Annotated in this window: 21 protein-coding genes and 1 tRNA gene; 17 read left to right on the top strand and 5 right to left on the bottom strand. The window is 36.7% G+C overall.

Annotated elements, in window-relative coordinates:
* The 4 genes from ACOCEA_RS04595 to ACOCEA_RS04580 all read left to right on the top strand — a co-directional run.
* Window positions 1-5,548: T9SS type B sorting domain-containing protein (locus tag ACOCEA_RS04595; protein WP_420755021.1), on the top strand; the 5,548-nt coding region annotated here is incomplete at its 5' end.
* A 17-nt stretch (window positions 5,549-5,565) separates the two neighbouring features.
* Entirely contained in the window at window positions 5,566-6,510 is a 945-nt protein-coding gene (locus ACOCEA_RS04590) for a PorP/SprF family type IX secretion system membrane protein (protein ID WP_420755020.1), read from the top strand.
* 47 nt (window positions 6,511-6,557) lie between these two features.
* Window positions 6,558-6,917: a dihydroneopterin aldolase gene (folB, locus tag ACOCEA_RS04585; protein ID WP_420755019.1), complete on the top strand. Its 360-nt coding sequence runs from the start codon at window positions 6,558-6,560 to the stop codon at window positions 6,915-6,917.
* Window positions 6,918-6,971: 54 nt separating this feature from the next.
* A tRNA-Cys gene (locus ACOCEA_RS04580) sits at window positions 6,972-7,042 on the top strand.
* A gap of 94 nt (window positions 7,043-7,136) precedes the next feature.
* Here ACOCEA_RS04580 and ACOCEA_RS04575 read toward each other — a convergent pair.
* Window positions 7,137-7,535 (bottom strand): DoxX family membrane protein, encoded by a 399-nt coding sequence (locus tag ACOCEA_RS04575; RefSeq protein ID WP_420755018.1) that lies wholly within the window; start codon window positions 7,533-7,535, stop codon window positions 7,137-7,139.
* 4 nt (window positions 7,536-7,539) lie between these two features.
* Window positions 7,540-8,700, bottom strand: coding sequence for a DNA polymerase III subunit (locus ACOCEA_RS04570; RefSeq protein ID WP_420755017.1), 1,161 nt, complete (start codon window positions 8,698-8,700; stop codon window positions 7,540-7,542).
* Window positions 8,701-8,827: 127 nt separating this feature from the next.
* Between ACOCEA_RS04570 and ACOCEA_RS04565 the strand changes: the two genes are divergently transcribed.
* The 3 genes from ACOCEA_RS04565 (at window position 8,828) to ACOCEA_RS04555 (ending at window position 12,777) form a co-directional block, all read left to right on the top strand.
* Window positions 8,828-10,018, top strand: a complete 1,191-nt coding sequence (locus ACOCEA_RS04565; RefSeq protein ID WP_420755016.1) for a phosphoglycerate kinase — start codon at window positions 8,828-8,830, stop codon at window positions 10,016-10,018.
* Window positions 10,019-10,136: 118 nt separating this feature from the next.
* Entirely contained in the window at window positions 10,137-11,771 is a 1,635-nt protein-coding gene (locus ACOCEA_RS04560) for a LysM peptidoglycan-binding domain-containing protein (RefSeq protein ID WP_420755015.1), read from the top strand.
* Window positions 11,772-11,787: 16 nt separating this feature from the next.
* Window positions 11,788-12,777, top strand: a complete 990-nt coding sequence (locus ACOCEA_RS04555; RefSeq protein ID WP_420755014.1) for a DUF4837 family protein — start codon at window positions 11,788-11,790, stop codon at window positions 12,775-12,777.
* A gap of 80 nt (window positions 12,778-12,857) precedes the next feature.
* On the opposite strand, the gene ACOCEA_RS04550 is transcribed toward ACOCEA_RS04555, so the two are convergent.
* The 3 genes from ACOCEA_RS04550 to tatA all read right to left on the bottom strand — a co-directional run bounded on the left by ACOCEA_RS04550 (window position 12,858) and on the right by tatA (window position 16,350).
* A complete protein-coding gene (locus tag ACOCEA_RS04550; RefSeq protein WP_420755013.1) occupies window positions 12,858-13,034 on the bottom strand; it encodes a DUF6747 family protein in 177 nt (58 codons plus the stop codon).
* A 341-nt stretch (window positions 13,035-13,375) separates the two neighbouring features.
* Entirely contained in the window at window positions 13,376-15,874 is a 2,499-nt protein-coding gene (locus tag ACOCEA_RS04545; RefSeq protein WP_420755012.1) for an OmpA family protein, read from the bottom strand.
* Between the two features lie 290 nt (window positions 15,875-16,164).
* The gene (gene tatA, locus ACOCEA_RS04540) at window positions 16,165-16,350 is read right to left on the bottom strand and encodes a twin-arginine translocase TatA/TatE family subunit (protein WP_420755011.1); all 186 of its coding nucleotides are present in this window, start codon (window positions 16,348-16,350) and stop codon (window positions 16,165-16,167) included.
* 202 nt (window positions 16,351-16,552) lie between these two features.
* Here tatA and ACOCEA_RS04535 point away from each other — a divergent pair, with 202 nt between their 5' ends.
* From ACOCEA_RS04535 to ACOCEA_RS04490, 10 genes are read left to right on the top strand one after another with little or no spacing between them, the layout of a single operon-like run.
* Window positions 16,553-17,422 carry a M23 family metallopeptidase gene (locus tag ACOCEA_RS04535; RefSeq protein ID WP_420755010.1) on the top strand — a complete coding sequence of 290 codons (870 nt, stop codon included), beginning with the start codon at window positions 16,553-16,555 and terminating at the stop codon, window positions 17,420-17,422.
* 5 nt (window positions 17,423-17,427) lie between these two features.
* Window positions 17,428-18,927: a GH3 family acyl-acid amido synthetase gene (locus tag ACOCEA_RS04530; protein ID WP_420755009.1), complete on the top strand. Its 1,500-nt coding sequence runs from the start codon at window positions 17,428-17,430 to the stop codon at window positions 18,925-18,927.
* 47 nt (window positions 18,928-18,974) lie between these two features.
* Window positions 18,975-20,663 (top strand): DUF6909 family protein, encoded by a 1,689-nt coding sequence (locus tag ACOCEA_RS04525; RefSeq protein WP_420755008.1) that lies wholly within the window; start codon window positions 18,975-18,977, stop codon window positions 20,661-20,663.
* Between the two features lie 3 nt (window positions 20,664-20,666).
* On the top strand, window positions 20,667-21,659 hold the full coding sequence (locus ACOCEA_RS04520; RefSeq protein ID WP_420755007.1) for a hypothetical protein: 993 nt from the start codon (window positions 20,667-20,669) through the stop codon (window positions 21,657-21,659).
* 8 nt (window positions 21,660-21,667) lie between these two features.
* Window positions 21,668-22,711 (top strand): dTDP-glucose 4,6-dehydratase, encoded by a 1,044-nt coding sequence (gene rfbB / locus ACOCEA_RS04515; protein ID WP_420755006.1) that lies wholly within the window; start codon window positions 21,668-21,670, stop codon window positions 22,709-22,711.
* Between the two features lie 18 nt (window positions 22,712-22,729).
* Entirely contained in the window at window positions 22,730-23,599 is an 870-nt protein-coding gene (gene rfbA, locus ACOCEA_RS04510) for a glucose-1-phosphate thymidylyltransferase RfbA (RefSeq protein ID WP_420755005.1), read from the top strand.
* On the top strand, window positions 23,596-24,141 hold the full coding sequence (gene rfbC, locus ACOCEA_RS04505) for a dTDP-4-dehydrorhamnose 3,5-epimerase (protein ID WP_420755004.1): 546 nt from the start codon (window positions 23,596-23,598) through the stop codon (window positions 24,139-24,141). The genes rfbA and rfbC overlap by 4 nt, the downstream gene beginning before the upstream one ends.
* Window positions 24,138-25,010, top strand: coding sequence for a dTDP-4-dehydrorhamnose reductase (rfbD, locus tag ACOCEA_RS04500; RefSeq protein WP_420755003.1), 873 nt, complete (start codon window positions 24,138-24,140; stop codon window positions 25,008-25,010). The genes rfbC and rfbD overlap by 4 nt, the downstream gene beginning before the upstream one ends.
* Window positions 25,000-25,563: an acyltransferase gene (locus tag ACOCEA_RS04495; RefSeq protein ID WP_420755002.1), complete on the top strand. Its 564-nt coding sequence runs from the start codon at window positions 25,000-25,002 to the stop codon at window positions 25,561-25,563. The genes rfbD and ACOCEA_RS04495 overlap by 11 nt, the downstream gene beginning before the upstream one ends.
* Window positions 25,560-26,237, top strand: coding sequence for a cytidylyltransferase domain-containing protein (locus ACOCEA_RS04490; protein WP_420755001.1), 678 nt, complete (start codon window positions 25,560-25,562; stop codon window positions 26,235-26,237). The genes ACOCEA_RS04495 and ACOCEA_RS04490 overlap by 4 nt, the downstream gene beginning before the upstream one ends.

Here is a 26,237-nt window from a genome sequence, read left to right as displayed (position 1 = left end):
CCCTTATAGGATCAGTGTCGACGGCGGTTCGCCCCAGTCTGCCCCTGGGTTGATCGCGGCTGGCGACATGGTAACGGTGTCCAACCTATCATCGGGCGCGCACACGATAGCCATCGTGGACGCCAACGGATGTGGGGAGACCGAGAACATAACGATATTCCCACCATTGACGGCCCTTGCGGTTGTAAGCTCTGACGAGAACTGTGACCCTGCCAATACGGGCGAGGTAACGGTCAGCGCCAATGGCGGATCCGGAGTGTATACCTTTACACAGACAAGTCCTGCGGGACCTTCCAATGGAACCGGTGTGTTCACGGGCTTGACACATTCTGTTTCCTATACCTTTGAGGTAGAGGATACGTCAACGAACTGTATAGTCCCTGTAACGATCACCTTACCGGCACCTGAGTTGCCTACCTTTAGCCTATCGGCGACTGACGTTAGCTGTTTCGGCGGCAACGACGGTACGATTACTGTAACCTTGGACCCGGGCAATATAGATACGCCTTATTCATACAGTCTTGACGGTGGTACGACTACACAACCAACGAACGTGTTCACGGGGCTGGTCGCTGGCACGTACAATATTACGGTGATATCCGACAAGGGCTGTGAGGACACCAAATCGATAGCTGTAGACGAACCAAGTTTATTGGCGATTTCTGCCAGTGCTTCGGCATATACCTGTGACGATACGGCAAGTACCATTACGGTAACGATAGACAATGACGGAACGGGCAACCCATCGGGAACGGGCCCATACCTATATAGTTTTGACAATGGCGCCAACTTTGGCACCGACAACACGTACCAGGCGGCCTATGGTTCCGCTGCGGTCAATGTAGTGGTAGAGGACAGCAACGGATGTCAGGATACCGTGTCGGTACCAGTTCCTGTGACGCAGGAGGTAACCGCGTCCATCAACCAATTGCAGATAATAGACTGTACCAATGGAGAAGAGATCATAGAGATTGTTGCCTTGAACGGCTCAGGAAACTATACATATACACAATTACCTAGTGGCAATGTGGTAGCGGACCCAACCAATATAGTGATTACCGCACCGGGCAACTATGTATACGAGATTACGGATACGACGACGAACTGTTCTGTTATCGTGGAGCACAATGTGGCGCCATATGACCTTATCGATGCCGTTGCGACTGTGACAAATGACGCTACCTGTAGCGACAGTACCGATGGTACCATTGAGGTTACGGTAACGGGTTATATAGGAACGTTCGAGTATGAGGTACGGGATGGTTCGGGTACCGCGGTAACCGCCACTATTGCGGACAATGCCATATCAGACCCATATGTGTTCACTGTACCAAGTACATTTGGTGCGGGCACCTATACGGTTTCCATTATACAGACGGCATACCCAGAGTGTACCGTAGTGACGAACACGGTTACGATAGATGCCCCAGAGCCATTGGCACTGACCTTGGTAGATGTGGTGAACGCGAACTGTAACGTATCCGATGCGGTGGTGACGGTTCTTGCGAACGGGGGAACACCGGCATATACGTATGGTGCGTCACAGAGCGGAGCGGGAGTTCCCGGCGCCTTTACCTTTGACAGTACGATAGAACTGGACCCATCGGTGAGCCTTAACTGGGACATCTATGTACGGGACAGTAACGGATGTATCATAGGAGCCCCATTGGCCGTAACGATAGCCATGGACCCTACCCCTGGCATAGCCTTGTCGATGGTAGACGCGTGTGTTCCTGAGGGCACGTATGAGGTCGATGTTACGATGGACGTGGCAGGTGTCGGCCCTTATAGGATCAGTGTCGACGGCGGTTCGCCCCAGTCTGCCCCTGGGTTGATCGCGGCTGGCGACATGGTAACGGTGTCCAACCTATCATCGGGCGCGCACACGATAGCCATCGTGGATGCCAACGGATGTGGGGAAGTAGAAAATATAACCATAGAACCTGAATTGCAGATTAGCGCATTGGTAAATACACAGCCAAGTTGTCTTACCAACAATGGCGTAATTGACTTTAACGTTTCCGGAGGTTCTGGAACTTTTACCGTACAATTGTTACGTTCAGATTTAACAGACACTGGACTAGTACCAACAGGAAATCAATTTATAGGTGTAGCTTTTGGAGATTATATAGTTAGAGTAACAGATAATACGTTGGGAACACCAAACTGTTTTGCAGATGCACCAGTTTCATTGGAAGAACCAACACCTGTAACTTTATTGGCTACAAATAAAACGGATATTTCTTGTGCTGGGCTTTCAGACGGAAGTATTAGCATAAACTTGGCACCAACAAGTGCTGGGGTTAATGACAATCCACCCTATGTTTATGAAATTACAGACGGAACAAACTCATTTACCCAAAATAATGGATTATTTACAGGGTTACCCGCGGGTACGTATGATATTACAGTCACATCTAATAGAAACTGTATTGCTACGGACCAAGTAATCATTGAAGAACCACTTGCCTTAGATGCTGCGGTTACCAACATTACACAATTGTCTTGTGATGTAGACAACAGCACTCAAACAGCAACTATTGAAGTAACGATTACTTCGGGTACAGGTACACCAAACTATTTCTACAGTGTAAATGGGGGAACCTTCCGTCCAACTGGAGGAAATGTGTTTACTTATGAAACAACGATTGCCGGCAATTATGATATTGTTGTAAGGGACCAAAACGGTTGTCCGTTCCCATTACCAACACAAACCATTGCACCTTTAAATACATTTACAGCTACTATCACAACACTAAACAGTATCACTTGTGATATTAATAATCCAGAAGAAGTGTTGATTACAGTAACCGATGATGGTAATCCTCACAACTATACATTTGAGTTGTTACCTATTGGCAACCCTAATGGAGTACAGACATCTACTACGGCAACCACAGCCAATTACGATTTAACAGCAGTTGGCAATTATACATTCAGAATTACAGATGTAGATACAGGTTGTTATATAGATACGGCCCCTTATACCATTGCTCCATTTGACTTTATTGAGGTGACGGCTACGGCTGTTTCACCTGTAACATGTTTTGGGGATGGAAATGGAACTTTAGAGTTTACTATATCTGGATACACGGGTAATTATAATTACCAGGTATTTGACAGCAATGACAATCCTATTGGTGGAACCGTTAGTACAGACACCTCGGTAAACCCGCGAACTATAGGAGGACTTTCAGGAGGCAACTATTATGTGACCATTACGGAAGCAGATGTTCCATTATGTGATGACATCAGTAATATGGTTACGATTATATCTCCAGATATGCCATTGTCAGCTATTGTAGATGTATTGGCAGAAGCTACATGTACAAATGACCAAGGAGAAATTCTAATTGACCCAACAGGTGGATATGCTCCTTATAACATTGTTATGACCAATACAACAACAGGTCAGCCGGCATATATCGCAACAGGCGTACAGTCAGTTGTGTTCACGGGACTCTCTGCGGGTAATTTTGATATTACGGTTACCGATGCATCTGGATGTCCACGTTCATATTCTGAGGTGTTGAATCCTGCAACTCCAATTGTGGCTAATGCTACACCATTGATAACCGATTTAGCTTGTTACGGGGATACCGGAGCAGTAGTCACTGCTAATGTTATTGGCGGAGGTAGTGGTAGTTATGAGTATCAATTAAACTATTACGATGACGCAGGTGTAACAATTACATTTACTACCGGTCAACAGCTAAACCCTAGTTTTAACGATCTTGGAGCGGGTATTTATAGCATAACCGTTAGCGATGGATGGAACTGTGATGTTACTACCAACACTGTAGAAGTTAGGGAACCAACACCAGTAGAGGCATTTTTAATACGAACGGATCCTTTAACATGTGCTACTGGGGCAGCATTTGAACTAACGACAATTGGAGGCAGTGGTACCTATGAGTACAGTTTAGACAATGTTACGTTCATGCCTATGACAAGTAACCCAATGGGATTACCTGCTACGGGTTCGTTCCCAGCGGGAACCTACCAATATTATGTCAGGGATGCTGTAAACGGTTGTGAAGCAGCAGTATCTAATGCGATTACCGAAGATCCCATTGAGCCTTTGACTTTAATAGTAGACCAAACAGCAGCATTTATTAACTGCACAGGGGAAAGTACCGCGGTTATTTATGCCGAAGCAACTGGTGGTCTTGGTAATTATGAGTATGAGTTGTTCACAGATGCTTCACTAGCGTTGGCTACCCGTATCGGAGGACCTCAACCTACAGGTATATTTAGAAATCTGGCAGCAGGAACCTATTATGTTACCGTTACCAGCGAAGACTGTAACACCTTACCGGAAGAAGTCATAATAGCAGAACCTATACCGTTATCGTACTCAGACGAAGCGTTGAATATTACTTGTGCAGGGGAAGATAATGGTAGTATTACGGTTACGCTATCTGGAGGCGCGGGTGGATATCTATATGCAATTTCACCCAATCTGGATCAATTTGACACTATAAATACGTTTACAGATCTTGCCCCAGGTGATTATACAGTTATTGCTCAGGATCAGAATGGATGTTTTGAATATTTAACATATACCATTTTAGAACCCACTGTTTTAATGGTAGGTACTACGTCAACTCCAGAAATATGTGTGGGTAGCCAAGACGGCACTATTACCTTGAACGTAACGGGAGGAACAGCACCATATAGCACCGCATTGAATGCTAATGATGATTCAGATTTTGTTGCGGATAGATTGGATTTCATGGATATGGCCGCGGGTAACTATCTAATTTTTGTAAGGGATGCCAATGGTTGTGAAACTAATTTGGTAGTAGATATTGCAGCGGGTGTAAATCTTAATGCAGAAGTAAGCCCTGTGTATGAGTGTACGGGTGATACCCCAGATAATTATGTAAATATTACACTGGAAGACCCAACCGTAATTGGCGATGTACTTTATGCGTTGGATTCAGTTGACCCATCTGCGATGCAATTAAATCCTGATTTCAGGAGTATTGCACCAGGGAATCACTACATAACTATTGCCCATGCCAATGGATGTATTTTAACAATAGACTTTACCATAGAGAATTTTGACCCTTTAACATTGTCGTTGGAGCAGCAAAACATGAATGAGATAACTGCAATAGCAGAAGGAGGTAGGGGCGAGTACACCTATTATTTTGATGGAATTGATAACGGAAATGACAACACGTATTACATAACCAGAACCGACACATATGAAGTTAGGGTGGTAGATGAGAATGGTTGTGAGTCAATTGCGAATATTTTCATGGAGTTCATAGATATAGAAATTCCTAATTTCTTTACCCCTGATGGTGATGGCAATAACGATTTCTGGATACCAAGAAACATGGAGCAGTTCCCAGAAATACTAATAAAAATATTTGATCGTTATGGTAGAGTAGTTTCCAGACAAGCCGTTGATGCCCAAGGATGGGACGGCAAATATGAAGGAAAGGAATTACCAACAGGTGACTATTGGTATGTAATTCAACTAAACGGAGAAGCCGATGATAGAGAATTTGTAGGACATTTTACCCTTTACAGATAAAACTTAACCTAAAAATTATGCGTAATAAATTATTGACCTTGGTGTTTTTCATTAGCGCCTTTGCCCTTAAAGGTCAGGAACTTACCATTCCACAACTCTCCCAATATTTGGCAGACAACCCTTTTGTGATGTCCCCAACGTATGCGGGAATTGGTGACCATGTAAAAATAAGGGTAAATGGTCTTACACAATGGGTAGGGATTAAGGATGCTCCAGACACACAGTCACTGGCAGCAGATATGCGCGTGGGAGAGAAATCAGGTATTGGGGCCTTGCTTTATAACGACAGTAATGGTGAGACCAAACAAAGAGGGGCCCGAGTTTCTTTTGCACACCATTTGACTTTAGATAGGTACGATGATGAGTTTTTATCTTTTGGGATTTCCTATAATTTTAATCAATTTAGAATAGATATTGAAAACTTTGACGCTTTAGACCCTAGTGTTACCGATGACCGCGCAACTACCAACCATAACTTTGATGTAGGTTTGTTGTACCGTTATGATAAATTTTATATAAGCGCTAATGCTTCTAACATACTGGATAAGGATTTATCAAAATTTAACCCAATTTTTGAACCGAATAGGCTAAGGAATTATTATGTTTATACGGGCTACAGATACACAAAGAACAGAAGTAGTAATCTAGAGATAGAACCCTCAGTGTTTTTTCAGCTTTTTGAAAGTGATGGTCGTTCTGTGACAGATTTGAACGTTAAATTTAGATGGTATGATTTTGAGGATTATTACTATGCAGGAGTTACTTACCGTTTTTTAAATGATCAAATAGGTAATCCTTTATATATTGCCCCTATTGTTGGGTTCAAGAAAAGTAATTTCTATTTTGGCTATTCTTATCAAGTAATTTTAAATGAAATTTTAGGGTATAGCTCTGGTACACATGTGGTTACTTTAGGAGTAGACCTTTTTCAAGGAATCAGTAATTGTAGGTGCACCTATTAAATTCTAGTTTCTTTGTTTTATGTTTGCCATATAACGTAAAGGATAACATGGGAAAAGTACAGGTAGAGAATATAAAAGCCTATGCATATCATGGCTGTTTGGCCGAAGAAACAAGAATCGGTAGTGATTATCTTGTGAATGTAACGGTAGAGGCAGACCTTTCCAAAGCCGCGCTTACAGACGCCTTAAAAGACACCGTGGACTATGTTCACATAAATAAAATTGTTAAGGAGGAGATGGCAATTCCCTCTAAATTACTGGAACATGTTGCCAAGCGCATAAGCGACCGTATTTTTGTTGAAATACCCATGGTCTTGGAATCTAGCATATCAGTATCTAAAATTAGCCCTCCAATTAACGGTGATGTTGAAAAAGTCACCATTAGTATTAATTCAAAAAGAACATGATATTATATTTTTGATACCTTGGAATAAGGTACTACATTTGCATTCCTAAAACAAGGCATCGTGGCCGAGTGGCTAGGCAGAGCTCTGCAAAAGCTTGTACAGCGGTTCGAATCCGCTCGATGCCTCAAAAAAACCCCCTCCAATAATTGGAGGGGGTTTTTATTTTTAAAATTAAGGGGTATATTTTTAACTAAAAACACCATAGATTGCATCTAAGAATTAAGGCTGTAACATATAAACAAGGAATATGGCAGGAATAAAATATATTGCGATAGTTTTTGCCCCTTCATAATCCTGCGCCATTCTTTGACCAAAAAGCAACATTAATAGTGCGATACACGAAAAAATAGCACCATACCTTGCCAAGGTAACATCAGCCATTGTCAGAATTTGATACACGCCCAATAGGCAAAGAACACCTGAAATGACTTCCGTGATCAAAACAATCACCAATAATAAGGGCACTATTTTTTTTAATGGTGTTTTGGCAAAATGTCCTTTTAACCAATCAAGGTTACCTTGCCAGTTAATAACCTTATCAATACCACTTTGTACAAAAGTGATAATTAAGAAAACTAGTAATAGAATTTCAGTGGCATAATTTAGGATGGATGACATACTATCAGGTTATTTCTGTTGCTTTTTTATGCAAAAGACGGGTTAGTTTAATTGATAAATCTGTGAATATTATTTTCGCATTACCATTACGTTCTATATGATAAATAGCATTTTCTAGTTCTTCTGTAATGGTAAGGATATTATTCTCATGTATAAAGGGGGCAAATTTTTTAAGTTGAAATCCTTCTGCATGTATTTTCATGTAGGCAAGTTCATCAACGCCATAGTTTAGTAACAAAGCTTGCCGCATTACGGCCATACAAAAGTTTAAAAATTTCTTCTGTGTCTCCCTGCCCGTTTTCGCCAGTTCCTCGCTCCAAAGAATAAGTTCATGAATAACAGCTTTATTTCCTTTGGCCTTAAAGGCACTGCGTACCCATTGTACAAACCACTTTTCAAAAATTAGATCTTCTGAATCTTGGTTTAATAGGTCTAGGGCTTTGTTGAAATTTCCATTGGCTTCATGGGCTATCTGCATAGCTTCTTCATGAGACGCCCCATTATTTATAAGTGCTTTTGCTATTGTATCTTCTGCCAGAGGTGGGAAGTGTAAAATTTGACACCTAGATTTTATGGTTTGTATAATTTGTTCCTCATCTTGGCACAGCAACAGAAATATAGTTTTTTCTGGCGGTTCTTCAATTAGCTTTAGAAGTTTGTTTGCAGCCGCATTGTTCATTCTTTCCGCCATCCATATCATCATCACTTTATATCCTCCTTCATAGGACTTTAGGGATAACTTTTTTACAATTTCTTGTGCTTCGTCTACGCCTATCTGCCCTTGCTTTTTTTCTATTTCTATCAACTGATACCAATCAAAAAGATTTCCGTACGGTTGCTCTTGTGCAAATTGACGCCACTCATGTATATAATGGTCGCTTACAGCATGTGATTTTACTTTATCAGAATTGGCCACCGGAAAGGCAAAATGCATATCAGGATGGGAAAACGAGCTAAATTTTAAGTTGCAAACGGAGTTCCCACTGTTATTTTCTCCATCGGTATTGTTACATATAATATACTGCGCATAGGCCAGAGCCATAGGTAAAAGGCCACACCCCTCAGGCCCAACAAATAACTGTGCGTGAGGAATTCTGCCTGCGTCCGCACTCATTGACAAATGTTTTTTTATGTGGGCAAGCCCAAGTATATCCTTAAATAACATCGATTCAAATATAGTTGTTTTTAAGGCATTACAGAATTGCAGCGTGCTGTTATAAATTATATACCCTAGTACTTTATACACTTCGCATTAATCTTTACATTTGCGACTTACTATAAAGAAAAATCTCATGAAACTATTGGACGACTATAATTTTGAAAATAAAAAAGCATTGATACGGGTTGACTTTAATGTGCCTTTAAATGAGGATTTTGAAGTGACTGACACGAATAGGATAGAAGCTGCAAAACCAACCATAATAAAAGTGTTGGAAGATGGCGGCAGCGCTGTGTTAATGAGTCATTTAGGAAGACCAAACGGCGAAAGAAATCCCGACATGTCATTAAAACATATTTGCGCGAAGGTTTCTGAGATAATTGGGGTAACTGTCAAATTTGTAGATGATTGTGTTGGTGATAAAGCAGAGCAGGCTGTTTCTGAACTTCAAAATGGGGAAGTACTTTTATTAGAGAACTTAAGGTACCATGCAGAGGAGGAGAAAGGAGATGAGACATTTGCAGAGCAGTTATCCAAATTAGGGGATATTTATGTTAACGATGCATTTGGAACGGCTCACCGAGCGCATGCATCAACAACAATAGTGGCTAAGTTTTTTCCTGGAAACAAATGTTTTGGATATTTATTGGCTAAAGAGATAGATGCTATTGAAAAGGTAATGAGAACAGGAGAGAAACCTATTTTGGCAATTTTAGGAGGTGCGAAGGTGTCCTCCAAAATCACCATTATTGAGAATATCTTGGATAAGGTAGATGACTTGATCATTGGCGGGGGAATGACCTATACCTTTATAAAAGCACAAGGCGGACAGGTTGGCGACTCAATATGTGAGGATGACAAAATGGAATTGGCCTTGGATATTTTAAAACAAGCCAAGGAAAAGGGTGTTAATGTGCATATTCCGGTTGATGTTTTGGCTGCTGATGATTTTAGCAATACAGCAAATACTAAAGTGGTGGACGTAGACAAGATTCCTGCCGGATGGCAAGGGTTGGATGCCGGACCAAAAACATTAGAGAACTTCAAATCAGTAATATTAGGTGCAAAAACAATACTTTGGAACGGGCCAGTTGGTGTATTTGAAATGGAAAGTTTCGCAAAAGGCACCATTGCAGTAGGGAATTTTATTGATCAGGCTACACAAAACGGGGCATTTTCACTTGTCGGTGGTGGAGATTCCGTAGCTGCTGTAAAACAATTCGGTTTTGAGGATAAAGTAAGTTATGTGTCTACTGGTGGAGGGGCAATGTTAGAAAGTCTTGAGGGTAAAACATTACCGGGAATTGCTGCAATATTAGATTAGCAAGGGCATTATCGATAAACGGCACATATCGATATTAATCGTATTTTAAGAGATTAAATTTTATTCTCACAAAAAAATGTACGATTTTCGTTAGTCCCGCTAAGATAAAAATGCCATTATGGATAAGACAATTTATAACCTTATATCTTTTTTAGGCTTTTTACTGCTGTCGTTTTCAATTTTGGCACAGGAAAAGCCTACTTTAATTAGTGCTGATGGTACTGGTACATCATCTATGGCTACTGTCGCAACCGATTCGTTGATTTCCAGTAACGACATACCAATCGAACTAGATTCTGTAGTCAGTTTTGCAGATTCGCCTATTACGTTGTTTAAATCGCCAAATTCTGGCGGGTATGATTTAAAAGACCATGAGCTTGCAGCAAAGTATGACAGCCTATGGATGCAGGAATTGGTGCAAAATGCACCACTTTTTGAGGAAATGTATGAGGAAGTGGCCCATTTAGACCCTAATGCCACCTATGATATCGAGATAAATACCGACACCTTAAAAATGCGTTTAAAAAGGTTGAACCAAAAAACACCTTTTAACGTTGCCTATAACCCTTCATTAGAAAGCGTCATTAAATCTTTTTTAACCCGCAAAAGAGAACTAATGGAAAGAATGCTAACAGTGAGCCAATTTTACTTTCCATTATTTGAGCAGCAATTGGACAATTATGACATTCCTTTAGAAATGAAATATCTGTCTATTATAGAGTCTGCACTTAATCCAAAGGCAAAATCTAGGGTAGGAGCCACAGGTTTATGGCAATTTATGTATGGCACCGGTAAAATGTACAAATTAGATGTTACCAGTTATGTAGATGAACGCAGTGACCCAATTAAATCTACCGAAGCCGCTTGTAAATACTTATCAAGATTGTATGGTATTTTCAATGATTGGGACTTGGCACTTGCAGCATATAATTCTGGTCCAGGCAATGTGAACAAGGCAATACGAAGATCAGGGGGATATAAAAATTATTGGAATATTAGAAGAAACCTTCCAAGGGAAACGGCAGGCTATGTGCCGGCATTTTTAGCGACAATGTATTTGTTTGAATATGCCGAAGAACACGGTTTAAAAGGAAAGAAAGTCGATCGTCCCTTTTTTGAAACGGACACGATACATGTGAAAAGTCTGATTACTTTTGACCAAATTTCTGAGTTGGTTGGGATAAGTAAGGATGAATTAAAAATTTTAAATCCTTCCTATAAGCTAGAGGCCATACCTTTTATTAAAGGAGAAAACTATTCGTTACGTTTGCCTGTAGACTTAATGGGTAGGTTTGTTGCCAATGAAGAGGCAATCTATGCACACGTTGATAAGGAGCTCAAAAGCAAGGAAAGTCCGCTGCCCCAATTGGTACAACAGGCTCAAAACGACAGAATACGTTATAAGGTACGTAGTGGGGATTATTTAGGCAAAATTGCCGAACGATATGGAGTTGGTGTAAGCCAAATTAAAAACTGGAACGGTTTGTCAAGTAATAATTTACGAATTGGCCAACGTCTTACCATTTTTCCAAGAAAAAACAGTAGCGCCCTAGTGAAACCAAAAGACACGCCTACTAGAACTGCTGTTGTAAGTAATTCAAAGGTGCACGAAGTACGTAGTGGAGACTCACTATGGACTATTTCTAGAAAATATCCTGGAGTTAGTATTGAAAATTTACGAAAATGGAACGGTATTAGTGGTAACAATCTAAAACCAGGCACAAAATTAAAATTGTGCGATTGTTCATCGTAAAATTGAAATACAAAAAATGAAAAAATCAACTACACTTTTAGCGTTGTTAGTAATGCTAATACTATCCTGCAAGCAGGACAAAAATCAAGATTTTCTACCCAATTCCATTGGCGCCTACAACACACTTACAGTTGTAATTGAGAATGAACTTTGGAAAAGTGAGGTTGGTGACAAGATTCGAGAGCATTTTGCCGCACCGGCCTTAGGCTTAACATGGGACGAGGCTTTATTTAGTATAACCCAAATACCACCACAAGTTTTTTCAGGTTCCGTAAGAAATACAAGGTCTGTACTTTATGTTATGGAAGATTCTTTAGATTTAGCACACATGAAAAAAAACATGTATGCCAAACCTCAAAACGTAGGTGTTATCAAAGGAAGAAACAAACGAGAGATAATCGAAAACTTAAATGAAAAGGCACCAAGTTTTGTAGAGACCTATAAAGACTTAGAGCTTGCTGAGGCCCAAAAGCGATTTTTAAAGTCTTTAAGTAAGGAGAAAGCACTTGAAGATAAGTTTGGGATCAACCTAAATGTACCATCTATTTATAAAGTTGGCCGTGAAGAGGACAACTTTGTTTGGATTGACAGGCAGATACAAAAAGGGAACATGAACATTATTGCATATAGTGTACCCTGGGATACTTTTAAGAACGACACCACTTTTGTACAGGACATTATAAAAATGAGGGATTCTATAGGCAAGTTATATGTTCCCGGAACAGATGTGCCTAATAAGGAAAACTATATGGTTACAGAAAAGGCCTTTTCCCCTTATGTATTTCCTGCGGAAATAGCTGGGCGTAAAGCGGCCGAAGTTCGAGGTATTTGGGAAATGTCCGGATATCCCATGGCTGGCCCATTTCTAACCTATATTATTAATGATAAGCCTAATAACAGAAAGTTAGTGCTAGAAGGCTTTACATTTGCTCCAGCAACAGAAAAAAGGGATTATATGTTTGAATTGGAGGCCATTTTAAAAACAGTAAGTTTTAAAAAGCTCTAACCTAATGTAAATTTTATATACAGAAAAAGGCTTGAGGATTACCTCAAGCCTTTTTCTGTATATAAACTATTTATTTCTTATTAAAGGTTGCTAAAGGAAAAACCTGTAGATACCCTAAAAATAAAGGCATATAAGGCCAATGCAATAAGTGCAAAACATATCCATGAAAATATTTTGAAGTAATTTTCTAACAAGTAGCTTTTCCAATTTCTAAAGGCTTCAATATATATTTCTTTAACGAGTAAAATTTTATCCATATGTGAGCTTTTTTTGGTTATCAACATAAAGAAAGGCACTAATATTCAGAGTAATGAATAGTTTAGACAAAAGGAAAATTTATACTATGAAAAACAATCCTTATTTTATAAAATCTACCAATTACACAAATAAACGATATATGGATTTAGAACTGGAAAGGCTTTTCTTGGTATTAGGAAACGGGCCAAGGAGTAACCATAATAGAACATTGAGGAATTTTACAATCTTGGGAATTGTTTTAGAAAACAAACTCGGATACTAATATAGTTTTACATCTAACTAGGAATAAAAAAAGGCCATTGAGAATACAATGGCCTTAAATATTCAATAATATTAATAGTTACATTTTTACGATTATAAATTCAGACCTACGGTTTAAGTAATGCTGTTTTTCTGTACAGCGTATACTGCCATCACATTCATTTAATAACCTATTTTCACCATACCCAATCGCGCTTTCAATACGTTCTGGCGCAATACCTTTAGAGATGATATAGTCCCGGGTTGATTTTGCCCTTTTGTCAGACAGGTATTCGTTGTAAACCTTACTACCTCTTGAATCCGTATGTGATTCAATTTTAATGACCATTTCAGGATACTCGGTCATCACTTCTACCAATTTATCAAGCTCAAAAGTAGCATCATTTCTAATATATGATCTATCGAAATCAAAATGAATCATTTCTGTTTTAAGCTTACGTATGCCTTCTTCTACAGCTATCATGTCTTTAAGTTTACGCATGGTAATATCAACATTAATAGTGTCATTCTCTGTAGTGGTCACCATATGCTCATCAACAAAATAAGTTTCTTTGTTTGTTTTTAGGTTATATCTAGTTTCAGAGTCCAAGTCTTCAAAAACAAAACTACCCTCTTCATCTGTTTCAATCTCTTTTAGTTTTATATTATTTTCATCTAAAAGTTCAACTAATGCTTTGGGCATTACATCCCCAGTTACTAAATCTGTAACCACACCAGCTATGGCATTTACATTTTCGGGCACCTCTTCTATCATTAGCTTTTTGAATGAATAAAGATCATCACGGCCTTTCCCGCCAATCCTATTGGATGCAAAATATCCTTTTTGTGTTTCCTCATTAATAATATATGAAAAATCATCTTTGTTACTGTTTATGGGCTTTCCTAGATTTTTAACGTTAGTAAATCCACCCTCATCGTTTATAAGTGCTTCATAGATGTCTAATCCACCTAGTCCGGGATGACCGTTTGAAGAGAAATATAGTTTGCCTTCGTCAACAAACGGAAACATTTCTTTCTGCTCTGTATTGACTTCTGGCCCTAAGTTTCTTGGCGTAGAAAAACTACCATCTTCACCAATATCAGTCACAAAAATATCTGTTTCTCCGATGCTTCCTGGCATATCGGAAACGAAGTACATTTTTTTGCCGTCTTTACTAAGTGCTGGATGCCCTGTAGAGTATTCGTCACTATTAAAGGAAACCTCAGTCGCTTCAGACCATTCTCCGTTTATTTTTTGAGAGCGGTAAATCTTTAAATTGTTTATCCCATTTTTATCTCTACGAAGTTTTTTACCATAATTATTGCGGGTAAAATACATGGTCTCGCCATTGGGTGAAAAGGTAACAGACGCTTCATGATATTTTGTGTTGATAGATTTTGAAAATTTTATAGCATTTTTTAGCTCTGATGTTTCTTCGTTTAATTTGGAAACATAAAGATCAAGATAGGGTTGGTTATCCCATTTATACCGTCTGGTACTAAATACGGAAGAATCCATAGCAGATGCAAAAACAACTTCATCAGTATTTAGAAACATTGGAGAAAATTCTGAATATTTGGTGTTCACCTTTAAGTTTTTAATTTCAAATTGGTCTTTAGAACTTAAAAGGTTATCTAGAATTGCTTCTCGTTGTTCATCGGATATTTTCTTTATATTTATGTCGGATTTTATCTTTTTATCATAAAGGCGCATTAAACGCTTTGATCGGGCATATTTCCCCGTTCCTTTTAAGGAATGCGCATATTTGAAAATATTGTCCGCCGATAATTCGTCCTGATATTTTTCATATAATATAGTATACCATTTATAAGCTTGCTCCATATTGGTGTTGAAATAGTGTGCATCCCCCGCTTTTTGTAAAACTTCAAACGAGTAATTATCATGGTCTTTTGATAAGGCTATTTCATATAATTTAGCTGCTTCTGCATACCACATTTTATCAAAATATTCATCTGCTCTCTCAATGAGTTTTGATTTAGGTGGGCTGTTGCTTATTTTAAAGCTATTATTTTTATCTGCACTTAAATGGGATGGCTCTAATTTGGCCTTATCGCGAATAAGCGTTTCATAAGTAACTTCTTCTAAGCTTATGTTTTCTGTATTTGGAACACTATTGGAAATTTTTAGCAACCACATGTCATCTTTAAATTTTCCATTAAAATTGGTTTTGCAATCCTCCAATGCGCTTTGCCATGTCATATAGTGGTTTAGATAAAAATAAAATAAATTGTTCTGTGTATTTTTTAAATAGCCAGAATTAAACCCTTTCTTATTGAACTTTTTAACTTGCTTGTCAAGTTTACCCTTTTTGCTATAAACGCCTGAAATAACATAGTAACCATTTTTTACATTTTCTAGATTTTCAATTTTTCTATATGGAATGTCATTTTGTTCTGCGGCTTTGTTAAATGCCAGTTCATCTGCTTGTTCATCTACTTGTTCTGAAGCTTTAGTAGATTCCTTAATAGTACTATATGCAATATCTTCTTTATGTTCGGACAGCAGATTATTCTGATAATCTTGGGCATAAAAGCCCATAGATAAAAAAAGTAATGTAATCGAAACTATTGTTTTCATGCTTTATAAATCAATTGACACAGTGCCTTAATGATAGTTGGTGATAATCAAAAAATAAGATGGATTTTTCCAATTTAATTTCGAAAGTAACCCTAAAGCCGTAAAAGTTTTATTTTTTGTTGTGAAAGGCTGGTTATTTGTCGTGTGTTGCCTATTAATAGGCAGGTAACATTTTTTAAAAAGCCAATTTAAACCAGTTTGATTGGTGCATGTATTGTAAGAAACTTCATTTTTTTAACAAAAAAAAGCGCCAATATTATTGGCGCTTTATACAGTGTTTTATTTGAAAACTAATCTTTCTTTTCGTCTTCAACAACCTCATCTTCCTTTGAGGCATCTTTGAATTCTTTAATACCACTTCCAAGACCTCTCATTAGTTCCGGAATTTTTTTTCCTCCAAAAAGTAAAAGAACAACTAATACTACTATGGCTATTTGCCACGGTCCTATGGCTAAGAATATATTTGCTAATGTCATATCAAAATCTTTTAAAGCGATTACAAAGGTACTAAAAACTAAGATAGTTTACTAAATTATTAACGATTGTGATCTTTATTAAATAGTTTAAGCTAAACTTCCGTTAAATCTTAGAGATACACCAATAAAGAAACTAATTGTTAGTTTATATTTTTTATGTGGAAACACGGTCAATATCAATTCTAAACATATCTTTGTTGTAATGGCCAAAAAAGTAAAAAAAAGAAAAGAAATAAAACGAAAGCTCCTTCATAAGTATAGGCTTGTAATACTTAATGAAAGTACTTTTGAGGAAAAAATATCTTTTAAGCTAAGTAGATTAAATGTTTTTGTAACAGGTTCTTTATTTATGATAGGGTTAATTGGGCTAACCATCTTATTGATAGCTTTTACACCCTTGCGTGAATATATTCCAGGGTATTCATCAACAAAACTTAAAAAACAGGCAACGGATTTAACCTATAAAACGGATTCGTTAGTCAGAACCTTAAATTATACCAATAGGTATTTGGATAATATAAGAATGGTTTTGAAAGGTGACATTGAGAATAACCAAATTAATAGGGACTCTCTATTTGAACAGTTTAAGATAGATCCATCAACTGTAGATCTAACACCAACAAAGGAAGACTCTCTTTTAAGGGCAGAGGTAGCTTTGGAGGACAAATACAACTTATTTGAAAATAATACCACAACAAGAAATTTAATTCTTTTCCCCCCAATTTCGGGTTCGGTATCCATGAATTATGATGTGCAACAAAAACATTATGCCGTAGACGTAGTTGCAACACAAGACACCCCAGTAAAAGCGGTAGCCAATGGTACGGTTATATTTGCAGAATGGACCGCAGATACGGGTTATGTAGTTCTCTTGGAACATGAAGGTGGTTTATTAAGTGTATATAAACACAATGGCTCGTTAGCAAAAAGCCAAGGAACTGTTGTTCGTGGAGGTGAAGTAATTGCCTCTATTGGAAATACCGGTGAATATAGTACTGGCCCACATCTACATTTTGAGCTGTGGGACAATGGTAACCCTGTAGATCCTTTAGATTATATAGACTTTAATTAATAGGTATGTCTTTAAAAGCATTCGCTGCTAAATTTTTTGCAAAATATATTACACAACAAACCCAAAAATGGGTTTCTAGGCCTTTAGACACACAACAAGCAGTGTTTAATGATCTTATTAGCAAGGCAATTGGAACAAAGTTTGGCAAAGATCATAATTTTGCTGCGATAAGATCCTTTAAGGATTTTGCAGAATACGTGCCAATTAGGGATTACGAAGATTTTAAGCCCTATGTAAATCTAGTTTTACAAGGAGAGGAAAATATATTATGGCCTGGAAAGCCCATTTATTTTGCAAAAACTTCAGGCACTACAAGTGGTGCAAAATACATTCCCATAACCAAGAGTTCTATTAAATGCCAGGTTGAGGCATCGCGAAATGCAATTCTAACTTATATTGATGAAACAGGAAGGGCTAATTTTGTAGATGGAAAAATGATTTTCCTTCAAGGGAGTCCCGTTCTTGACGAAAAAAATGGAATTAAACTTGGCAGATTATCGGGTATTTCTGCGCATTACGTTCCAAATTATTTACAGAAAAATAGATTACCTAGTTGGGAAACAAATTGCATAGAAGACTGGGAAACTAAAGTTAATGCAATAGTTGAGGAAACTAGAAATGAGGATATGACGGTTATTGCCGGAATACCTTCATGGATTCAAATGTATTTTGAAAAATTAAAAGAGACCACCAAAAAGCCCATCGGTGAGCTTTTTGAAAATTTTGAATTGTTTATTTATGGCGGAGTTAATTACGAACCCTATAGGAGTAAGTTTGAGAATTTAATAGGACGAAAAGTTGCCAGTATAGAGCTATTTCCTGCTAGTGAAGGTTTCTTTGCATACCAAGATTCACAAAAGGAAAAGGGTATGTTGTTGTTGTTAAATTCTGGCATCTTTTATGAATTTGTTAAGGCTGATGAATTCTTTAACGAACATCGGAATCGTATAACGCTCAAAGATGTTGAAGTTGGAGTTGATTATGTCATGATAATTTCCACAAATGCTGGTTTATGGGCTTACAATCTTGGAGATACCATTCGGTTTATTTCTATGGGCCCCTATAAAATAGTGGTTTCAGGGAGGATAAAGCATTTTATATCTGCATTTGGCGAACATGTTATTGCAAAAGAAGTAGAGGAAGCCATGATGGCTGCAATATCAAAAACGGATGCCCGTGTAAACGAATTTACGGTGGCTCCGCAGATAACACCAAACAATAACGAACTACCCTATCATGAATGGTTTATTGAATTTGAACATAAACCAACAGATATGGATTTGTTCATTAAAACACTTGATAAAACATTGCAAGAACAAAATAGTTATTATTTTGATTTGATTGATGGTAAAATTCTACAGAGGCTAAAAATCACCCCAATAAAAGTAGGTGGCTTTAAAGAATATATGAAGTCTATTGGAAAACTTGGGGGTCAAAATAAAGTACAACGTTTATCCAATGATCGAAGCGTTGCCAATCTACTCATTTTGCAAAAGGAAGCTTAAGACCTTATTTAATAAATCTTAAATCGTAATTTTGTAAGAAGTTTTTTATGGAAAAAACAGTAATAACTACGCGCGCACAGGAATCTACCAATGCAATAGAACGCATGTATATTACTATGCGTCATCTTTTTAACAGAGGTTTTTATAAACCAAATGGTATTTCTGGTGATGCCCTTAAAAATGCACTTCTATCATTACGACCAGAAATTTATGGCACTATAGCAGAAGAAAAGACCGAGCTCAACGGATTAATTTATGTGCTTGAGCGTTTGCCAGAAGGAATAGAACAATGTAGGTTTATCAATTTAACTTCAGATGAGGGTTATGGCATATCTCACATGAGCCCCATAGTACCCCCAAAAAGAAGGAGAAATTGTTATCGAATAGATGATGAGCAAATGAATATTGAGATTACCAGAGGCAGGTCTGATATTTATGACATCCTAACACACCTTACTTTTCTTTTTATAGAATCTGAAAAGATTTGCAAAAAAATACTTATTCCCAATACCGAGAAAACCATTAGGGATTGGACCAAGTTAGAAGAAGCTTTGAAAAAAGAGGAATTGTCGCAATCTGATAAAGAAATAGCATTAATTCATACGGCAAATATTCTAGGTCGTTCTTTTGAGGAAATATTGGAAATTTACAGTAAGCTTGCTACTAAAAGTAATCCAGAACGCTTTTTAAAAATTATTTTCTGGTTAGGAAAGCTAGCCCTTGAAGAAGAAGTAACTGGGGAAAAAAGGGCAATCACCTTTAGTTCCTTACTTAGGGAAAGGCTAGGACATCACATTCATGGGGAACGTTGGGCCACCAATATTAAAAATCTTTTAAAGGAGCATAAATTATTACAACGGCCAATTCATATTATTTCCGCTAATATGCATAGTGTTATGAACTCATTGTTCGCAAAACACACCTTGCAGGAAGAACTATCGGACTTCAGTGAATTGGAGATTTATGAAGCACTCAGCGCACCTGATAATGTAATCTTAAGAAACAAGGTTAAAGAGGTCGCGGAAAATAACGGAATGATAACTTTGGATGACATATCGGGCACTAATATAGATGTTCAAATATTTGATACGGCAAAATTTGGCCAGAACATATGTTCCTATCAATTTACTGAAAACCAAGATGATAAAAAACCTGTTATCTTTGTGATGGATTATGCATTTGGAGAGCAAGCATATGAAACAATAGACGAGCTATTGAAACCATTTGGAAAAAGTAAAAAAAGTGAATCATTGTTAAATGTTATTTCTATATCCATTATGGGAAAAGCTGGTATTTTGGAAGGTGGCAAGGGGGATTTAATGATTCCTTCCGCACATATTTTTGAGGGCACCGCCGATAACTATCCGTTTAAGAATGAGTTATGTGCCAAAGATTTTGAGGGGTATGGTTTAAAGATTTTTGAAGGCACAATGGTTACGGTTTTAGGAACATCACTTCAAAATAAGGATATATTGAAATTTTTTCATAACTCAACTTGGAATGTGATAGGATTGGAAATGGAAGGAGTTCATTATCAAAAAGCAATTCAGTCCGCATCAAAAATCAGAAAGAGTATACGTGAAGATGTAAAAGTTATGTATGCGTATTATGCATCGGACAATCCATTAGAAACGGGGAGTACTTTGGCATCTGGAGGATTAGGGACAACGGGTGTAAAACCAACGTATTTGATTACAGATAGAATATTAAAAAAAATAGTTAATAGCGATTCATAAATTATGGCAGACCAACAAACTACTAATTCAACTAGTTCAGATGAAATTGATTTGGGACAGTTGTTTAAATTGATAAAGAAAGGATTTGATTCTGTTTTTAGATTTATACTTAGGGTATTTCTTTACCTTAAGAAAAATATTATTATACTCATTACCCTGACTGCGATAGGCTTAGCTTTAGGCTATGTCTTAAACAAGATTACTTCTAAAAAATTAAAGACCGAAATTATAGTAAAACCACAACTGGAGAGTAAAAATTATTTATATGAAGTTATAAATGAAATAGACGCCAATTTGAAATCTAATGATACGGTTTTTTTCAAAAATATGGGTGTTAATATTTCAGATACAAAGGGTCTAGAAATCACAATTAGTAGAGTTGAAGGAGATGTAAGTTCTGAAGGTGATATAAAGTATTTGGAATTACTACAAAGTTTTGAGAATACGGCTGCAATTTCAGATATTCTAAGGACAGAATTACAAAATAAAAGTTCCTACAATCATAAGATTACTTTATTTTACAAAGACCCTATAAAAGGCCAAAAAGTAATAGATAAACTAGTTAATTATTTAAATACAAACAAGTATTTTGAAGAACTTATCGAAGTGTCTAGGTCAAATGCAAAAAATAGGATTTCACAGAATCAGAAATTATTGGAACAAGTAGATGAGATTATTTCCAATTATGCCAAGAAAATGGTTAGGGATGATAATGTTTCAAGTAACGATAGAATTGTGCTGGACAATCAAGAAACAGTAAATATTACGGGTCTGTTCAGTCTTAAAAATAATTTAATCCAAGATATTGAAAGTAAAAAATTAGAACTGATAAGGATAAATGAACCAATTAAAGTGATAAACTTAGGGAAACCTCAAGTAGTGCAAAAATCATTTTTTGGAAAGAATATTGTTTTGATTCCATTACTGTTTTTGACAATCTTCTTTTTAATGTCCTTTATCAAATTTCTTAATAAGAAAACAAAAGAATTATACTAAAGAAATCTATGAATTTATTGATTACAGGTGGAGCAGGTTTTATTGGATCTCATGTAGTGAGAAGATTTGCGCAAAGTTATCCAAATTACCACATCTACAATTTAGATGCGCTTACCTATGCCGGTAACCTTGAAAATTTAAAGGATATTGAGGATTTGCCTAATTACCATTTTATTAAAGGGAATATAGTAGATGAACCCTTTATAAATGACTTGTTTGATAAAATTAATTTTGATGGTGTCATTCATTTGGCAGCAGAGTCACATGTAGATCGGTCAATTGAAGATCCATTATCATTTGTAAGAACAAATGTTATTGGAACTGTAAATTTGTTAAATGCTGCAAAAAGAATATGGTCTAATTCGTATGATAAAAAACGATTTTATCATGTTAGTACAGATGAGGTCTATGGCTCCTTAGGTCAAGAGGGCTTATTTACGGAAACTACTTCATATGATCCCAATTCACCATATTCAGCTTCAAAAGCTAGTTCAGACCACTTTGTAAGGGCTTATGGAGAAACATATAAGCTACCCTTTGTAATTACCAATTGTTCTAATAATTATGGGCCTTTTCATTTCCCTGAAAAGTTAATCCCTCTATTTATAAACAACATTATTCAAAATAAACCATTACCTGTATATGGTGATGGAAAATATACTAGAGATTGGCTTTATGTGGAGGATCACGCAAGGGCAATAGACTTGGTTTTTCATAGAGGAAAAAATCATGAGACCTATAATATTGGCGGTTTCAATGAATGGCAAAATATAGATTTAGTAAAATTACTCTGTAGGGTAATGGACAAAAAATTAGGTAGGCATGCCGGTTCATCCAAAAATCTAATTACTTATGTAAAAGATAGACCAGGACATGATTTAAGGTATGCGATTGATGCCACCAAAATAAACAAGGAATTAGGGTGGGAGCCTTCAGTTACTTTTGAAGAAGGATTGGAAAAAACTGTAGAGTGGTACCTAAATAACTCTGAATGGCTCAAAAATGTAACTTCTGGCGATTACCAAGAATATTATTCTAAAATGTATTCTTAAACGCCATAAATACTATATATGAAAGGAATAATTCTAGCAGGCGGTTCTGGTACTAGGCTTCACCCACTAACACTTTCGGTTAGTAAACAATTGATGCCTATTTATGATAAGCCAATGATATATTATCCCCTGTCTACTTTAATGTATGCAGGTATTCGAGAAATTTTAATAATATCAACCCCTAAGGATTTACCCCTTTTTGAAGAGTTATTGGGAGATGGTAAAAGATATGGCTGTACCTTCTCTTATGCGGTTCAAGAATTACCCAATGGTCTCGCGGAGGCTTTTATAATTGGGGCTGATTTTATAGGTAAAGATAAAGTAGCATTGATTTTAGGAGATAATATTTTTTATGGATCCGGCTTAGCAAAGTTACTACAAACAAATAATGATCCAGATGGGGGAATTATTTACGCCTACAGGGTTCATGATCCTGAACGTTATGGGGTTGTGGAATTTGATGACGATGGCATCGCCATTAGTATAGAGGAAAAGCCATTAGAACCAAAATCGAATTATGCTGTTCCAGGTATTTATTTTTATGATAACGATGTTGTAGAAATAGCGGCAAATATTCCTCCAAGTCCAAGAGGCGAACTTGAAATTACCGATGTAAATAAAGAATATTTAAAACGGAACAAGTTGAGTGTAAGTATCCTCGATAGAGGAACTGCGTGGTTAGATACCGGCACATTTCAATCTTTAATGCAAGCTTCTCAATTTGTAGAAGTCATAGAGGAAAGACAAGGGCTTAAAATAGGTGCAATTGAAGGTGCTGCATACGAAATGGGGTATATCAATAAGGAACAATTTAAAAAATTGGCAGAGCCGCTTATGAAAAGTGGTTACGGTAAGAATCTATTAGGAATATTAAACAAGAATAAATGAAGTTTACCGAAACCAAACTTAAAGGATGTTTTGTTTTAGAACCCAAAGTATTTGCAGATGATAGAGGATATTTTTTTGAGTCCTTTAATAAAGGAGCATTCACTTCTGGCATTGGAAAAAGCATAAATTTTGTGCAGGATAATCAATCCTATTCTACATATGGTGTCATAAGAGCAATACATTATCAGTTAGGGGAGCATGCACAGGCAAAATTGGCAAGGGTCTTAAGCGGTAAGGTTCTTGATGTAGCTGTAGATTTAAGAAAATCTTCACCTACGTTTGGAGAGCATATTGCCATAGAATTGAGTGAGGAGAATAAAAAGCAACTTTTTATTCCAAGAGGTTTCGGTCATGGTTTTTCAGTATTATCTGATACGGCGGAGTTTTTTTATAAATGTGATAATTACTACAATAAGGAGTCTGAAGGCGGTATTATTTACAATGACTCAACATTACAAATAGACTGGAATTTAGCTCCAGAGGACATTAAGGTTTCTGATAAAGATTTGTTTTTGCCAACCTTAAATGAAGCGAGATTATGAAAAACATTCTTGTAACTGGCGGTAAGGGGCAATTGGCTAGCTGTATTAAAGATGTATCAGGAAATTTAGACAATCTGAACTTTATTTATGTAGATATTGATCAATTAGATATTACAGATATAAAATCGGTAAAAACCTTTTTTAAAAAAAATAACGTTTCATATTGCATTAATTGTGCCGCATACACCGCAGTTGATAAGGCAGAGTCAGACAAAGAATTCGCCGAAATGGTAAATGTCCTAGGGGCAAAAAATCTTGCAATAACTTGTGATTCGAATGACGCGGTTTTAATACATATTTCCACTGATTTTGTTTTCGATGGGACGCATACAAAACTTTATAAGGAGGAAGACGAGGCAAATCCCTTAAGTGTATATGGGTTGACCAAACTTAATGGTGAGTTAGTCATAGCCGACGTTTTAAAGAAACATATTATTATTAGAACGTCTTGGTTGTACTCAGAACATGGTCAAAATTTTTTAAAAACCATGATGAAGTTAGGTTCAGAAAGAGATAGCCTAGGAGTAGTAGTAGATCAAATTGGCACACCCACTTATGCGGGTGACTTAGCAAAAGCCATTGTATCAATAATTGACAAAGAAAAAACTAGTTATGGCACCTATCACTATAGCAACGAAGGTGTCGCTAGCTGGTATGATTTTGCCAAAGCTATTTTTGATATTAGCGGTATTAATGTGGACCTGTCACCAATTAAAACAGAAGCATACCCTACACCAGCGGTTAGACCTAGATATAGTGTAATGGATAAGTCTAAAATTAAGCAAGAACTAAAATTTAATATACCCAATTGGAGAGATAGTTTAAAGATATGTCTTACGAATTTACAGAACATTACCCATGATCTCTAATTACACATCAAGTCAACTACGAAAACATCTTAAATTTTCTTTTATTAATAAAATAAGAGCATTCTATCATTCTTTTAGGCTTGGTAAGTTGGGTAATAATGTATTTATTGACAAGGATGTTTCTCTTTTAAGATTTCCAAAAAACATATTAATTAATAATGAGGTAGTTTTAAAAAAAGGAGTTAATATTTGTTCGTGCAATAATAAGGCAATAATTAGTATAGGAGAAAGAACAACAGTTGGCTTCTATACTTTTATTTATGCTTCTGAAGGAATAAGAATAGGGAATGATTGTTTAATAGCCCCTTTTGTTTATATTGTTGATAGTGATCACTCTATCGAGTTGGGAACAAATATCAATTTACAACTTAATAAAACTGCAGAAATTATAATAGAAGATGATGTTTGGATTGCAACAGGCGCAAAAATATTAAAAGGAGTTACCATTGGTAAAGGATCTGTAATAGCCGCTGGCGCACTTGTTAAGGAAGATGTAGCACCAAATAGTATTGTGGGTGGAATCCCCGCAAAATTAATAAGCAAAAGAGAATGACAGGTATAATTGTTTTATGTAGGTACAATTCTTCGAGATTACCTGGAAAAATATTAAAAAAAATAAATGGCAAGCCAATACTCGAATATATTATAGAAAGATTGGATGGTCTTAAGAAGCATTACCCATTTGTAATTTGTACATCTTTAGAAAAAACAGATGAACCAATAATTACGTATTGTAAAAACAATAACATTGATTATTACAGAGGCCCACTAGACAATGTGGCCCTTAGGTTTCTTGATTGTGCTAAAAAAAAAGGTTTTGATAATGCGGTGAGAATAAACGGTGATAATCTTTTTTTAGACACTTCTTTAATTCTAACCTTAATAGAAAAAATAGAATCAAAACAGTTAGACTTTATTTCAAATGTAAAAGATAGGACTTACCCAAAAGGTATGAGTATTGAGATTGTAAATTTAAAATTTTATGAAAAGTCTTATCCTTTGTTTAAACCAGAAGACCTTGAACATGTGATGACATATTTTTATAGAGGAGATTTAGATAACATAGAGTATGTGTATAATCCAAAGAAAATGAATAGCACGGTTAATCTAGCTATAGATACTCAAGAAGATTTTGAGAATGCCCAATTAATTTTAGACTATATGCAAGAAAACCATACCACTTATGATTACAATGATATAATAAATATTTATTCAAAAATAGGATAG

It is taken from the genome of Maribacter luteocoastalis (assembly GCF_048890225.1).
Taxonomy (GTDB): Bacteria; Bacteroidota; Bacteroidia; order Flavobacteriales; family Flavobacteriaceae; genus Maribacter; species Maribacter luteocoastalis.
Note: the sequence above shows the minus strand (reverse complement) of the source record. Positions and strands in the feature narration are given on the sequence as shown.

Coding starts and splice junctions, on each gene's coding strand:
- ACOCEA_RS04590 (WP_420755020.1), top strand. CDS start 5,566: ATGCGTAATAAATTATTGACCTTGGTGTTTTTCATTAGCGCCTTTGCC.
- folB (WP_420755019.1), top strand. CDS start 6,558: ATGGGAAAAGTACAGGTAGAGAATATAAAAGCCTATGCATATCATGGC.
- ACOCEA_RS04575 (WP_420755018.1), bottom strand. CDS start 7,535: ATGTCATCCATCCTAAATTATGCCACTGAAATTCTATTACTAGTTTTC.
- ACOCEA_RS04570 (WP_420755017.1), bottom strand. CDS start 8,700: ATGTTATTTAAGGATATACTTGGGCTTGCCCACATAAAAAAACATTTG.
- ACOCEA_RS04565 (WP_420755016.1), top strand. CDS start 8,828: ATGAAACTATTGGACGACTATAATTTTGAAAATAAAAAAGCATTGATA.
- ACOCEA_RS04560 (WP_420755015.1), top strand. CDS start 10,137: ATGGATAAGACAATTTATAACCTTATATCTTTTTTAGGCTTTTTACTG.
- ACOCEA_RS04555 (WP_420755014.1), top strand. CDS start 11,788: ATGAAAAAATCAACTACACTTTTAGCGTTGTTAGTAATGCTAATACTA.
- ACOCEA_RS04550 (WP_420755013.1), bottom strand. CDS start 13,034: ATGGATAAAATTTTACTCGTTAAAGAAATATATATTGAAGCCTTTAGA.
- ACOCEA_RS04545 (WP_420755012.1), bottom strand. CDS start 15,874: ATGAAAACAATAGTTTCGATTACATTACTTTTTTTATCTATGGGCTTT.
- tatA (WP_420755011.1), bottom strand. CDS start 16,350: ATGACATTAGCAAATATATTCTTAGCCATAGGACCGTGGCAAATAGCC.
- ACOCEA_RS04535 (WP_420755010.1), top strand. CDS start 16,553: ATGGCCAAAAAAGTAAAAAAAAGAAAAGAAATAAAACGAAAGCTCCTT.
- ACOCEA_RS04530 (WP_420755009.1), top strand. CDS start 17,428: ATGTCTTTAAAAGCATTCGCTGCTAAATTTTTTGCAAAATATATTACA.
- ACOCEA_RS04525 (WP_420755008.1), top strand. CDS start 18,975: ATGGAAAAAACAGTAATAACTACGCGCGCACAGGAATCTACCAATGCA.
- ACOCEA_RS04520 (WP_420755007.1), top strand. CDS start 20,667: ATGGCAGACCAACAAACTACTAATTCAACTAGTTCAGATGAAATTGAT.
- rfbB (WP_420755006.1), top strand. CDS start 21,668: ATGAATTTATTGATTACAGGTGGAGCAGGTTTTATTGGATCTCATGTA.
- rfbA (WP_420755005.1), top strand. CDS start 22,730: ATGAAAGGAATAATTCTAGCAGGCGGTTCTGGTACTAGGCTTCACCCA.
- rfbC (WP_420755004.1), top strand. CDS start 23,596: ATGAAGTTTACCGAAACCAAACTTAAAGGATGTTTTGTTTTAGAACCC.
- rfbD (WP_420755003.1), top strand. CDS start 24,138: ATGAAAAACATTCTTGTAACTGGCGGTAAGGGGCAATTGGCTAGCTGT.
- ACOCEA_RS04495 (WP_420755002.1), top strand. CDS start 25,000: ATGATCTCTAATTACACATCAAGTCAACTACGAAAACATCTTAAATTT.
- ACOCEA_RS04490 (WP_420755001.1), top strand. CDS start 25,560: ATGACAGGTATAATTGTTTTATGTAGGTACAATTCTTCGAGATTACCT.